This window comes from Aeromonas sp. S18(2024), from assembly GCF_041402525.1.
GTDB classification, from domain to species: Bacteria; Pseudomonadota; Gammaproteobacteria; order Enterobacterales; family Aeromonadaceae; genus Aeromonas; species Aeromonas enteropelogenes.
Window position 1 is genome coordinate 148,651 of sequence record NZ_JBGLQV010000001.1, and the last position, 13,793, is coordinate 162,443.

Annotated in this window: 9 protein-coding genes; 5 read left to right on the forward strand and 4 right to left on the reverse strand. The window is 61.6% G+C overall.

The genetic code is table 11. The features are described from left to right. Positions 1–65: 65 nt before the first annotated feature. The 3 genes from rpiA to ACB034_RS00630 all read right to left on the reverse strand — a co-directional run bounded on the left by rpiA (position 66) and on the right by ACB034_RS00630 (position 2,935). Complete coding sequence (gene rpiA, locus ACB034_RS00620) at positions 66–719, reverse strand: ribose-5-phosphate isomerase RpiA (protein WP_026456868.1); 654 nt, start codon at positions 717–719, stop codon at positions 66–68. A gap of 171 nt (positions 720–890) precedes the next feature. Beyond that, positions 891–1,487 carry a 5-formyltetrahydrofolate cyclo-ligase gene (locus ACB034_RS00625; protein WP_026456867.1) on the reverse strand — a complete coding sequence of 199 codons (597 nt, stop codon included), beginning with the start codon at positions 1,485–1,487 and terminating at the stop codon, positions 891–893. Between the two features lie 122 nt (positions 1,488–1,609). Next, positions 1,610–2,935 (reverse strand): Na+/H+ antiporter NhaC family protein, encoded by a 1,326-nt coding sequence (locus ACB034_RS00630; RefSeq protein ID WP_342013604.1) that lies wholly within the window; start codon positions 2,933–2,935, stop codon positions 1,610–1,612. 331 nt (positions 2,936–3,266) lie between these two features. Between ACB034_RS00630 and dapB the strand changes: the two genes are divergently transcribed. The 4 genes from dapB to leuA all read left to right on the forward strand — a co-directional run bounded on the left by dapB (position 3,267) and on the right by leuA (position 11,269). Beyond that, positions 3,267–4,079, forward strand: coding sequence for a 4-hydroxy-tetrahydrodipicolinate reductase (gene dapB, locus ACB034_RS00635; RefSeq protein WP_342013605.1), 813 nt, complete (start codon positions 3,267–3,269; stop codon positions 4,077–4,079). Between the two features lie 641 nt (positions 4,080–4,720). Next, positions 4,721–5,884 carry a glutamine-hydrolyzing carbamoyl-phosphate synthase small subunit gene (gene carA, locus ACB034_RS00640; protein WP_042069900.1) on the forward strand — a complete coding sequence of 388 codons (1,164 nt, stop codon included), beginning with the start codon at positions 4,721–4,723 and terminating at the stop codon, positions 5,882–5,884. A gap of 18 nt (positions 5,885–5,902) precedes the next feature. Next, a complete protein-coding gene (carB, locus tag ACB034_RS00645) occupies positions 5,903–9,127 on the forward strand; it encodes a carbamoyl-phosphate synthase large subunit (RefSeq protein ID WP_371171808.1) in 3,225 nt (1,074 codons plus the stop codon). A 483-nt stretch (positions 9,128–9,610) separates the two neighbouring features. Further along, the gene (gene leuA, locus ACB034_RS00650) at positions 9,611–11,269 is read left to right on the forward strand and encodes a 2-isopropylmalate synthase (protein WP_371171809.1); all 1,659 of its coding nucleotides are present in this window, start codon (positions 9,611–9,613) and stop codon (positions 11,267–11,269) included. A 65-nt stretch (positions 11,270–11,334) separates the two neighbouring features. Here leuA and ACB034_RS00655 read toward each other — a convergent pair whose 3' ends face one another. Then, positions 11,335–12,363 carry a sterol desaturase family protein gene (locus ACB034_RS00655; protein ID WP_371171810.1) on the reverse strand — a complete coding sequence of 343 codons (1,029 nt, stop codon included), beginning with the start codon at positions 12,361–12,363 and terminating at the stop codon, positions 11,335–11,337. 274 nt (positions 12,364–12,637) lie between these two features. Between ACB034_RS00655 and ACB034_RS00660 the strand changes: the two genes are divergently transcribed. Continuing rightward, positions 12,638–13,765 carry a DUF1615 domain-containing protein gene (locus tag ACB034_RS00660; protein WP_371172057.1) on the forward strand — a complete coding sequence of 376 codons (1,128 nt, stop codon included), beginning with the start codon at positions 12,638–12,640 and terminating at the stop codon, positions 13,763–13,765. Positions 13,766–13,793 lie beyond the last annotated feature (28 nt).

Here is a 13,793-nt window from a genome sequence, read left to right on the forward strand (position 1 = left end):
TTGCAACTCGTTGAGGAATAAACAAAAACGGCGCCATCAGGCGCCGTCATTCATTCGCAGAGCGATTATTGGGTGATGACCCCATCGGGAGTACCAATCAGCACCACGTCTGCACCGCGGTGGGCGAACAGGCCGTTGGTGACCACGCCGACGATCGCGTTGAGCTGTACTTCCAGCCCCTTGGCATCTGTGATGGCCATGCCTTTCACGTCCAGAATGTGGTTGCCGTTGTCGGTGACCACCCCTTCACGCCAGACCGGATTGCCGCCAAGCTTTCTGATTTCGCGGGCCACGTATTCGCGGGCCATGGGGATCACTTCGACCGGCAGCGGGAAGGTGCCCAGCACGTCGACCGTCTTGGTGTTGTCGATGATGCAGATGAACTGATCGGCCACGGCGGCGACGATCTTCTCGCGGGTCAGGGCCGCGCCACCGCCCTTGATCATGTCACGGGTGGCGTTGATCTCGTCGGCGCCATCCACGTAGACGGAAAGGGCGTCGATCTCGTTGAGATCAAACACCGGGATGCCAAAGCCCTTGAGACGCTCGGTGGAGGCCACGGAGCTGGAGACGGCTCCCTTGATCTCGTCCTTCATGGTCGCCAGCGCGTCGATAAAGTGGTTGACGGTAGAGCCAGTGCCGACCCCGACTATGGTACCGGGAACCACATACTTGAGCGCAGCCCAACCGGCCGCCTTCTTCATTTCATCTTGAGTCATGATCGTTCCTTAAGAAAAAAGCGGGCGCATTATATCCAAGCCGTCCCCCCGGAGCGACCACCAGGCTCACGTTCCGGGGCAAAAAACCGCAAGATGTAAATCGTTTGCCTGTTTATTCCCCATTTACCTTGATCTGTTAACTGGATTCAGGGGGAGTGGAGCCTGGCGGCTCTACTCGAAACGCCAGCAGCGTCCCGGGGTGATGATCTGGGGCAGGGGCACGTCCCACTCCTCTTGCGGCACCGCCTCCACCTGTTGGCAGTCGTGGGCGATGCCAAGGGGCTTGGGTCCCATTCTGTGTTCGTGCCAGCAAGCGAGGGTGCGATCGTAATAGCCGCCCCCCATGCCGAGGCGGTTGCCTTCGGCATCGAAGGCAACCAGGGGCGTGCAAATAAGGTCGAGCGTACTGTGGGGCACCACCTGCAGCACATCGAGTTCAGGCTCCTCAATGCCGTAGCGGTTGCGCACCATGGGGCTGGTGGCGGTGTAGCGCAAGAAGAGCAGGTGGCCCGGGGTGAAAGGGTGCAGCACCGGCAGGTAGACCTCTTTTTGCTGGGCCCAGAGCCAGTGGATGGCGGGGAGGGGATTGATCTCTCCGTCGTTGGCCAGATAGAGCGCGATGCGTTTGGCCGCCAGGATCTCGGGGTGCTCCTTGAAGCGGGCCAGCAGCTCTTGGGCCGCCTGCTGCTGCTCGGCGTGGGTCAGGCTCTTTCTGCGCGTCCTCACCAGTTGGCGCAGGGATTGACGTTCGGGCTGGGACTCTTGCATGGGGCACCTCGAGAATGGCTGCGCAGGGGAAAGCGCCTTACCTTAACACATTACTCCGGCGGATCAGGGGAGGCCAGAGTGGCAAACGGCACCGGACAAGGCCATGACCGGTGCCGGCGGGATCAACGCTGGCGCATCTGGTGCTTGATGAACACTGCCGCCAGGGCGGCCAGGGCCAGTGCCATGGGGTAGAAGCTCATGCTCACCACCGACAGGGGCGAGAGCGCGAAGATGGAGCCGAGCAGCAGCGCCTGGGCTCCCCAGGGGATAAGCCCCTGCACCACGCAGGAGAAGATATCCAGCATGGAGGCGGCGCGGCGCGGGGTGACACCGTGGTGCTCCGCCAGATCCCGGGCTACCTTGCTGGCGACAATAATGGCGACCGTGTTGTTGGCGGTGCAGAGGTTGGTGAGGCCCACCACCCCGGCAATGCCCAGCTCGGCCGCCTTCTCGTTCTGCTCGCCACTGTGCTCCCGGGTGAAGCGGGCGATCAGGGCCGCGATGCGGGTGCTGATCCAGGCCAGCCCCCCCTGGCGCTCCATCAGGGCGCCGAGGCCGCCGATCAGCATGGAGAGCAGGAAGATCTCCTGCATACCGGTAAAGCCCTGATAGATGTCCTTGCTGAACTGGCCAAGCTCATAGCCGTTGAACAGGCCGACGAGGCCGGCGGCCAGAATGCCAATCCCCAGCACCACGAACACATTCACCCCGGCCAGGGCCAGACCCAGGATCAGCAGGTAGGGCATTACCTTGAACAGCTCGATGGCCGTGTTGCTGGCAGGGGCCTCGCCCACCGACCCCAGGGTCAGATAGAGCAGGATCACGCCGATGGCGGCAGGGGCGGCGATTTTGACGTTCTCGCGGAACTTGTCCTTCATCTCGCAGCCCTGGCTGCGGGTCGCGGCGATAGTGGTGTCGGAGATGATGGAGAGGTTGTCGCCAAACATGGCGCCGGAGAGGATGGTGCCCGCCATCAGTATGGGGTCGATGCCGGCGGCCTGGGCGACGCCCAGCGCCACAGGTGCCACGGCGCCTATGGTACCCATGGAGGTACCCATGGCGGTGGCAATAAAGGCAGAGATGAGGAAGAGCCCCGGCAGCAGGAACCAGCCCGGGATCAACGACAGACCGAGCGCGACCGTGGCATCCACCCCGCCGGTGGCCTTGGCCACGCTGGCAAAGGCGCCCGCCAGCAGATAGATGAGGCACATCGCCATGATGTTGCTGTGGCCGACCCCCTTGAAGAAGGTCTCGAGATTTTTGTTGAATCCCTCTTTGCCCAGCATCAGGGCCAGCATCACGGCGGGCAGGGCGGCGACGGGGGCGGGCAGTTGGTAGAAGGCAAACTCGACCCCTTGCAGGGTCAGCCAGGTACCGGTACCGATAAAGAGGGCGAGAAAGACCAGCAGGGGCAGCAGGGCCTTGGCACTGGGTTGAGTCTGGATCATGTGTTCCTCTGAAATTGAACAATGACCTCCTGTCGTTTGCTGTTTTGTGCCGAAATCTGAAGCGAATAGGGGAAAAACAGGGGGGCATCCTGCCCCGGTTGGGGGGTCTACAGTAGTGAGTCAGGGTTGATGGGTCAAGATGGACGTCCAGATGGATAGGGGTTTTTATCAGGGGATTTTGTACATTGGTACTAATCCGTCAAATATTCGGTTTTATTTAAATATCTCGTTGTTTTGTCGGGTGTGAGCCCTGGCCCACACCGGGCTTTTCAAAGGCAACGCGGGCTGGTAAAACGGTCTCTTTCCTTAATAAAGAGAAGAGAGGGTGGAGATGGACAATCCGATCCGTGTGGCCGTGATGGGCTGTAATGGTCGTATGGGCAAGGTGCTGCTGGAAGCCATTACCAATGCCGAGGGGGTAGTGGTCGGTGCAGCGCTGGAACGGCCGGGCTCTGCCGTGATTGGTCTGGATGCGGGTGAACTCAACGGGTTGGGCCGTCTTGGGGTGGCCATCAGTGACAGCCTGGACAAGGTGCGTGACGATTTTGATCTCATCATCGACTTCACCCGTCCCGAAGTGACCCTGGCCAACCTGGCGTTCGCCCTGGCCCACAACAAGCGGATGGTGATCGGCACTACCGGCTTCGACGAGGCGGGCAAGGCGGCCCTCAACGAAGCGGGCAAGGAGATCGGCATCGTGTTTGCCTCCAACTATTCGGTGGGCGTCAACCTGGTGTTCAAGCTGCTGGAGCAGGCCGCCAGGGTGATGGGGGATTACACCGACATCGAGATCATCGAGGGGCACCACAGACACAAGGTGGATGCACCGTCCGGCACCGCCCTCTCCATGGGGGAAGTCGTGGCGAAAACGCTGGGCCGCGATCTCAAGGAGTGCGCCGTCTATGGCCGCGAGGGGATCACCGGCGAGCGGGATCGCAACACCATCGGCTTTGCCACCATTCGCGCCGGCGATCTGGTGGGAGAGCACACCGTCATGTTTGCCGACATCGGCGAGCGGGTGGAGATCAGCCACAAGGCCTCCAGCCGCCTTACCTTTGCCAACGGTGCCGTGCGGGCGGGCAAGTGGCTCAGTGGCCAGCAAGTCGGTCTGTATGACATGCAGGATGTACTGGGCCTCAAGTAACACACTCTTCATCCCCCCGCTCTGCCGGGGGGATTGCTCGTCCACTCCCACTTTATCTACCAAAATAGGCTTTATGGTCGCTTTCTTGCTTGAATTGCCATAAATTCTTACTATTCTCGCTGCTCCCCAATTTTCCCTCTCCGGATTGTCATCGGCTCGTGACGATATTGCGGTCAAAAATCCCCCTTTTAGCCATTTTTTTACATTCACCAAAACAGACTAAAAATGCAAAGCAAGAAAAACGTTTTCTATGCGTTCTGGAAAATCTTCTTCGATTAAATGTGCGATATCAGGTCAGGTTTGTTTTTGTGTTATTTTTTAATTTGTTGTTTTTATTGTGGTTAAATTTGATTTCTGTGTCTATTGACGCATTGGGTGTTGCTTTTGGTGGTGGTTTTTCATTTTCTTTTGATGGTGGGGGTTGCAAAGGCAAAAAGTGCATAGATAATGGGTAATGTTGCTTGTTTATTGAATTTAGATGCATTTCGTCAGAGAAAAGACGTTGAAATGCCACTTTTTTTAAGTAGAATGCGCCCAATTTGCCAGAAATCTGCCGGGTTCGAGTCCTGTCAAAGACCGGAACCGAGCCCGCAACACCCAGGTAAATTGCTGAATTTAAAGCTAAATAACTGGAGGTTGTCTTGAATCACACTGCATTGCTAGTGCTGGAAGATGGAACTGTGTTCAAAGGCGTGTCGATAGGCGCCGAGGGATGTTCCGTTGGTGAAGTGGTTTTCAATACGTCGATGACGGGCTATCAGGAAATCCTCACCGATCCCTCTTATTCCCGTCAGATCGTTACCCTCACTTACCCCCATATAGGCAACACCGGCACCAACAGCGAAGATGAAGAGTCCACCCAGATCCATGCCCAAGGCCTGATCATCCGCGACCTTCCGATACTTGCCTCCAATTTCCGCAATCAGCAATCCCTCTCCGATTACCTCAAGTCCCACAATATCGTTGGCATCGCCGACATCGACACCCGCAAACTGACCCGCATCCTGCGCGAGAAAGGCGCCCAGGCCGGTTGCATTTATGCCGGCAAAGAAGTGGCGGGCAAGCAGGGCATTGAAGCAAGTGCAGAAGCGTACGCCCTCGAACAGGCGCGCGCCTTCCCCGGTTTGAAGGGGATGGACTTGGCCAAGGAAGTGACCGTCGCCGAGGCATACAACTGGACCGAGGGGAGCTGGCAGCTTGGCAAGGGGCACGTCACCCCGGATGCCGACCAGCTGAAATATCACGTGGTGGCCTATGACTTCGGCGTCAAGCGCAACATCCTGCGCATGCTGGTGGATCGTGGCTGCCGCCTGACCGTGGTGCCGGCCAAGACCCCGGCTGCCGAGGTGCTGGCGATGAACCCGGATGGCATCTTCCTCTCCAACGGTCCCGGTGACCCCGAGCCGTGCGACTACGCGATCACTGCCATCAAGGCCTTCCTTAATACCAACACTCCGGTGTTCGGTATCTGCCTGGGCCACCAGCTGCTGGGCCTGGCCTCCGGTGCCAAGACCGTGAAGATGAAGTTTGGCCACCACGGCGCCAACCACCCGGTGAAGAGTCTGGATGACAACACAGTGATGATCACCGCCCAGAACCACGGCTTTGCGGTGGACGAGCAGACCCTGCCCGAGTGCCTGCGTGCGACCCACGTCTCCCTGTTCGATGGCTCCCTGCAGGGCATCCATCGCACCGACCGCCCGGCCTTCAGCTTCCAGGGCCACCCCGAAGCGAGCCCGGGTCCGCACGACTGTGCCGGTCTGTTCGACCACTTTATTGAATTGATTAAGCAGTATCGCGCCTAAGGAAAAGGAAAGAGTTTCATGCCAAAACGTAACGACCTACAGAGCATCTTGATCCTCGGCGCCGGCCCCATCGTCATCGGCCAGGCCTGCGAATTCGACTACTCCGGCGCCCAGGCGTGCAAGGCCCTGAAAGAAGAGGGCTACCGCGTCATCCTGGTGAACTCCAACCCGGCCACCATCATGACCGACCCGGAGATGGCCGACGCCACCTACATCGAGCCCATCACCTGGGAAGTGGTGCGCGAGATCATCAAGAAAGAGCGCCCGGACGCCATCCTGCCCACCATGGGTGGCCAGACTGCTCTCAACTGCGCCCTGGCGCTGGAGCAGCACGGCGTGCTGGCCGAGTTCGGTGTCGAGATGATCGGCGCCACCGCCGATGCCATCGACAAGGCCGAAGATCGCTCCCGCTTTGACAAGGCCATGCGCAGCATCGGCCTGGAGTGCCCGCGCGCCGGCATCGCCCACAACATGGAAGAGGCGTGGAAAGTGCAGGCGGAAGTGGGCTTCCCTTGCATCATCCGCCCCTCCTTCACCATGGGTGGCTCGGGCGGCGGCATCGCCTACAACACCGAAGAGTTCGTCGAGATCTGCGAACGGGGCCTGGACCTGTCGCCAACGAAAGAGCTGCTTATCGATGAGTCGCTGATCGGCTGGAAAGAGTACGAGATGGAGGTGGTGCGCGATCGCAACGACAACTGCATCATCGTCTGCGCCATCGAGAACTTCGACCCCATGGGCATCCACACAGGTGACTCCATCACAGTTGCGCCGGCCCAGACCCTGACCGACAAGGAGTACCAGATCATGCGCAACGCCTCCATGGCGGTACTGCGCGAGATCGGTGTCGAGACCGGCGGTTCCAACGTCCAGTTCGGCATCAACCCGAAAGATGGCCGCATGGTCATCATCGAGATGAACCCACGGGTCTCCCGCTCCTCCGCGCTCGCCTCCAAGGCGACCGGTTTCCCCATCGCCAAGATCGCCGCCAAGCTCGCCATCGGTTACACCCTGGACGAGCTGATGAACGACATCACCGGCGGTCGCACTCCGGCCTCCTTCGAGCCAGCCATCGACTACGTGGTCACCAAGGTACCGCGCTTCAACTTCGAGAAGTTTGCCGGCGCCAACGACCGTCTGACTACCCAGATGAAGTCCGTGGGCGAAGTGATGGCCATCGGCCGCAACTTCCAGGAGTCCCTGCACAAGGCCCTGCGCGGCCTCGAGACCGGCAAGACCGGCTTCGACCCCATGGTCGACCTCAATGCCCCTGACTCCCTGACCCGCATCCGCCACGAGCTGCAGGATGCCGGCAGCGATCGCATCTTCTACATCGCCGATGCCTTCCGTGCCGGTCTCTCCATGGATGGCGTGTTCCGCCTGACCAAGATTGACCCCTGGTTCCTGGTGCAGATTGAAGAGCTGGTCAAACTCGAAGAACAGGTGAAAGAGCGCGGCATGGCCGGTCTCGATGCCGACTTCCTGCGCAGCCTCAAGCGCAAGGGCTTTGCCGACGCCCGTCTGGCCAAGATCCTGGGCGTGGCCGAAGGTGAAGTGCGTAAATTGCGTGCCCGCCACAACATCTTCCCGGTCTACAAGCGGGTCGATACCTGCGCGGCCGAGTTCGCCACCAATACCGCCTACATGTACTCCAGCTATGACGAGGAGTGCGAGGCCAACCCCACCAACCGTGACAAGATCATGGTCATCGGTGGCGGCCCGAACCGTATCGGCCAGGGCATCGAGTTCGACTACTGCTGCGTGCACGCGGCGCTGGCCCTGCGCGAAGACGGTTACGAGACCATCATGGTCAACTGCAACCCGGAGACCGTCTCCACCGACTATGACACCTCCGACCGCCTCTACTTCGAGCCGGTCACCTTGGAAGACGTGCTGGAAATCGTGCGGGTCGAGCAGCCCAAGGGCGTCATCGTCCAGTACGGCGGCCAGACTCCGCTGAAGCTTGCGCGGGCATTGGAAGCGAACGGCGTGCCGGTGATTGGCACGAGCCCGGATGCCATCGACCGCGCGGAAGATCGCGAGCGCTTCCAGTCCGCCGTGGAGCGTTTGGGCCTCAAGCAGCCGGAAAACGGCACTGTTACCGCCTTGGAGCAGGCCGTTACTTTGGCCTCGCGCATCACCTACCCGCTGGTGGTTCGCCCCTCCTACGTGCTGGGTGGCCGCGCCATGGAAATCGTCTATGACGAGCAGGATCTGCGCCGCTACTTCGCCGAGGCGGTGAGCGTCTCCAACGAGTCGCCTGTGCTGCTGGACCGCTTCCTGGACGACGCCACCGAGGTGGACGTGGACGCCATCTGCGACGGCACCGACGTGGTCATCGGTGGCATCATGGAGCACATCGAACAGGCCGGTATCCACTCCGGTGACTCCGCCTGCTCCCTGCCGCCCTACACCCTGTCCAAGGCCATCCAGGACGAGATGCGCGAGCAGGTGCGCAAACTGGCCCTGGAGCTTGGCGTGGTGGGCCTGATGAACGTGCAGTTCGCGGTCAAAGACAACGAGATCTACCTCATCGAGGTGAACCCCCGTGCCGCCCGGACCGTGCCGTTCGTCTCCAAGGCCACCGGCGCACCGCTGGCCAAGATTGCCGCCCGCGTGATGGCCGGTCAGAGCCTCAAGGAACAAGGCTTCACCAGCGAGATAATCCCGCCTTACTACTCCGTGAAGGAAGTGGTGCTGCCGTTCGCCAAGTTCCCGGGTGTCGACCCGCTGCTGGGGCCGGAGATGCGCTCCACCGGTGAAGTCATGGGGGTGGGCAGCAGCTTCGCCGAAGCTTACGCCAAGGCCCAGCTGGGTGCCGGTCACCAGGTGCCGCGCGAAGGTCGCGCCCTGCTCTCCGTGCGCCACGGCGACAAGGAGCGGGTGGTCAACCTGGCCGCCAAGCTGCTGGAGCTCGGTTATGACCTCGACGCCACTCACGGCACTGCGGTGACCCTGGGGGAAGCGAGCATCAACCCGCGCCTGGTGAACAAGGTGCATGAGGGTCGTCCGCACATCTTGGATCGCATCAAGAACGGCGAGTACACCTACATCGTCAACACCGCCGAGGGGCGTCAGGCCATCGAGGACTCCAAGCAGCTGCGCCGCGGCGCCCTGCAGCACAAGGTGGCCTACACCACCACGCTGCACGCGGCCTTCGCCACCTGCATGGCCATCAGCGTCGATGCCACCGCCAACGTGAACTCGGTGCAGGAGCTGCACGAGAAGGTGAACAACCGCTAAGGTGTAGACGCGGGCAGGAGACTGCCCACTGCGATGCACGCAAGACCCCGCCAGCGATGGCGGGGTTTTTTTATTGTCCGTGTGTCAGCCCGATGAAGGTGTCATCCAGAATAACAGGGCGAGAGGAGGTGAGAGTAACCCTTAATATAGGGTTTTTGTTGGCAAATATTGCCAATATAGCGGCAAATGAAGCAATCTTAGCAATCTCTCGCCCTCCCGGCCTCCCTATACTGGGTTCTCATACAAACAAGGTCGTCTGCACCGACATGCCCCCGGGTATAGTGCGAGAGGATCGAGGCCCGCGGCTTATCCGGCCGCAGCGGCCGGCCCCGGTGACCGACCGGGGCCACCGGAAAACCGGTCGCGGGGTTACCGCCTCGCGACTCGTCAGGGCCGGCGTTACCGCGTCAACCCGCTTCCCCTCCTTGCCCCGCCCGTTGTCAGTCGCCCGGCGCCTCGCATATCAGCCAAGGGAATCAGAATATGAGCTTCGATCATCGCAAATACCGCCGTGCCCCCGTGATCAACCTGGCGGATCGCCAGTGGCCCAACCGGGTGCTGGAGCGGGCGCCGCTCTGGTGCGCCGTGGATCTGCGCGACGGCAACCAGGCGCTGGTCGAGCCCATGACGGTGGCCCAGAAGCTGCAGATGTGGGCGCTGATGGTGCACATCGGCTTCAAGCACATCGAGGTGGGCTTCCCGGCGGCTTCTCAGCCCGATTTCGACTTCGTACGCGAACTTATCGATCGCAACCTGATTCCGGACGACGTCACCATCCAGGTGCTGGTGCAGGCGCGCGAAGATCTCATTGCCCGCACCTTCGAGGCCCTCAAGGGGGCGAAGCGGGCCATCGTCCACGTCTACAACTCGGTCAACCCGACCCAGCGCAACTATGTGTTCAACACAGGTCGCGACGGGGTCAAGGCCATCGCCGTGCAGGGGGCGCGCTGGGTGCGGGAGTATGCGGCCCGCAATCCGGGCACCGAGTGGAGCTTTCAGTACTCGCCGGAGAGTTTCAGCAGTACCGAGGTGGAGTTCTCCGTCGAGGTGTGCGACGCCGTTATCGATGAGTGGCGCCCGGCTGCCCGCCCCATGATCCTGAACCTGCCCGCCACGGTGGAGGTGAGCACCCCCAACGTGTTTGCCGATCAGGTGGAGTGGTTCTGCCGCAATTTGAAGGCGCGGCCCGAGGTGAGCATCTCCATCCATACCCACAACGATCGGGGCTGCGGGGTGGCCGCCGCCGAGCTGGCGGTGCTGGCGGGGGCGGATCGCATCGAGGGCACCCTGCTCGGCAACGGCGAGCGCACCGGCAACATGGACATCGTCACCATGGCCATGAACCTCTACAGCCAGGGGATCGATCCCGAGCTCAACCTCTCCGACATGGATGCCATCGTCGCCACCGTGGGGGCCTGCACCCAGATTGCCCTGCACCCGCGCCACCCCTATGCCGGCGAGCTGGTCTACACCGCGTTTTCCGGCAGCCACCAGGATGCCATCCGCAAGTCTCTCGCGGCAGAAAAACCGGATCACTACTGGGACGTGGCTTACCTGCCCATCGATCCTGCCGATCTCGGTCGCAGTTACGAGGCGGTGATCCGCATCAACAGCCAGTCCGGCAAGGGGGGCGTCACCTACCTGCTGGAGCGCGACCTTGGTCTGCAGTTGCCACGCTGGCTGCAAATTGACTTCAGCCGCCGGGTACAGGCCGAGGCCGAGGCTTGCAGCAGCGAGGTGAGCCCGGAGCAGATCCGCGTCCTGTTCGAGCGCCACTACCTCGAACCAGCCCACGGCTATCGCATCGGCCGCTTCCAGCTCGGCCACGACAGCCAGGAGAGCCTGCGCCTGGAGTTGCAGACCCCGGCGGGCACCTTGCAACTGTGCGGTGAGGGGGAGGGGGCCATCACGGCCCTGGTCAACGGCTGGCAACGCCACACCGGCATGCACATCGACGTGCTCGACTACTCCGAACACGCCCTCACCGCCGGCACCGAATCCCGCGCCGCCGCCTATGTGCTGCTGAGCGTCGATGGGACCCGCACCTGCGGGGTGGCCATCGGCCGCGATGTGGTTAGCGCCTCCCTGCAGGCGGTGATCAACGGTGCCGCCCAGCATCAGGCCCTGCGCCGGAGTGCCTGAGCTAGCACGCCTCTTCGCCAATAAAAAACGCCACATTAAAGTGGCGTTTTTTATTGTTGCCCGCCTCAATCGGCCAGGGCATTGCGCCCGCGCGGGCGGGGCAGGGCGCGCCACAGCTTGCGCGCCGTCACCAGGAAGGGGCGCAGGATGAGCACGCTCAGGCGGCTATAGCGCTCGTTGTCCCGGGGGCCGACCCCGAAGGAGAGGGGCTCGGGCTGACTGCTGGTCACATAGAGGGTGCCAAACCACCAGTCCCAGAGCGAGAGGTTGGTGCCGAAGTTGTGGTTGAAGTGGCGGGGATCCCGGCTGTGGTGGATCTGGTGCTGGGCCGGGCTGTTGAAGATGTGTTCCAGCCGCGGACCAAACGAGAGCCAGATATGGGTGTGGCGCAGGTTGGCGGCCAGGGAATTGAACACCAGCACCAGATAGCTGACGCCAAACAGGGTGTAGGGGCGCACAGTGCCGCCACACAACCAGTAGAAGGCGCCGGCGTAGAGGGCGAGACAGCTCCCCTTGACCAGCATCTCGCACAGTTTTTCCACCAGATGGATGCGGCTCGCCGTCGGCGGCACCATCACGGTCGCGCTGTGGTGCACCTTGTGAAACTCCCAGAGCCAGCGGCTGTGGAAGGCGCGGTGCAGCCAATAATGCACCAGATCGCTGATGAGGAAGACGCCCAGGCCATAGATCATCATCAGCCAGCTCGCCTCGGCCAGCCGGGGGCGCTCGCCCCACAGCCGGGTCAGGGCCGACTGGACATCCTCCGCCTGCAGCAGCCAGGGGTGGAGCAGGGCCAGGATCGGCAGGATCAGGGCCACATGGAGCAGCGCCCGCACCAGATAGTATTGGTAGTCGAGCAGGGCCGAGGGGTGCAGCCAGACGGCCCGCCCCCCGAGGAAACCGGCAAAGCTGCGGGCACCGGGATCTCCCTGGCGACGGCGATGGCGATAGAGCAGATAGGCGACCGTGCCCGAGACCAGCAGGAAGGGGGCACCCAGGCGCCCGTTGAAGTCGAGCAATCCGGTGAGGCAGTGCCAGAGCGGCGTGATCAGCCACTGCTGCACGGGGTCAATGAGAAGGGTCAGTCTGTCCATGGGGTCCATACCGTGAGCGTCCGGGCGGCGGCATTCTAAATGTAAATCACTCTCGATAAAAGCTTATCAATGGGCCTTTGTTACCCTGGTTTGCGAGGGGATGACGGCAGGGGCTGTCAGGCGCAATAGAGCGCTGCGGCTATCGGGCTTTAGCCTTGTGGATCAATCCTCTACAATGAGCGACCATTTGCGCGCCCGCCACTGGCCGGGTCTGCGCCCAGCCTCAGTACCGGATGCCTCGATGACGTTTTCACTCTCCTCAATCTCTCCTGCCATGCGCGCGTTGCCACTGTTTGTCACCCTGCTTCTTGCGGGTTGCGCCAGCGACCCGGGAGCCCCTGCGCAGGATGCGGCGGCCATCGCCAAGTTGCCCAAGGCGATGCAGCCGCGCAAGCCGGCCGATATGAAGACCCGCATCGTGCGCTTTCTGCCAAGACAGGTGCCGGACAAGCAGGGGTGGGCTAACGACGTGGTGACGGCCCTCACCAGTCAGGGACTCACAGTCAGTGATCACAACGTCTGCTCAGTGCTGGCGGTGGCGGAGCAGGAAGCCACTTACCAGGCCGATCCCGTGGTACCCAATTTAAGCAAGATCGCCTGGAAGGAGATCAACGCCCGTGCCGGCAAGCTGCTGATCCCGGAGTTTGTGGTGCGCACGGCCCTTTCGATCAACTCTCCTACCGGCAAGACCTATGCCGAGCGCATCGATCGGGTGCGCACCGAGCGGGAGATGAGTGAAATCTTCGAGGACATGATCGGCATGCTGCCCATGGGCAAGCGGCTCTTTGGCAACCTTAACCCGGTGCGCACCGGTGGCCCCATGCAGGTGAGCATCGCCTTTGCCGAGGCCAATGCCCGAGGCTATCCCTATCCCGTCAAGGACAGCATCCGCCACGAAGTCTTTACCCGTCGCGGCGGCATCTGGTTCGGTACCAAGCACATCTTCGGCTACCCGGCCGACTATCCCGACACCCTCTACCGCTTCGCCGATTTCAATGCGGGCTGGTACGCGAGCCGCAATGCCGCCTTCCAGGCCGCGGTCAGCCGCCTGAGCGGCAAGAGCCTGGCGCTGGACGGGGATCTCATTCGCTACAACTCCGACAAGCCCGGCAATACCGAGCTGGCGGTCTACACCCTCGCCAGCCGGGTCAATATGAGCAAAAAGGCCATCAGCCAGAGCCTGCGTCTGGGGGATAGCAGCGACTTTGCCAAGAGCGATCTCTACCACAGGGTCTTCACCCTGGCCGACAAGCAGGCAGGCAAACGGCTGCCCCGCGCCATCCTGCCGGGCATCCAGCTAAAGAGCCCCAAGATCACCCGCAACCTCACTACCGCCTGGTTTGCCAAGCGTGTGGATGACAGGGAGCAAGCCTGCGTCAGAAAGATGGCGACGATCCGCTGATATTCAAAAGCAACAAGGGCGGCCCAGC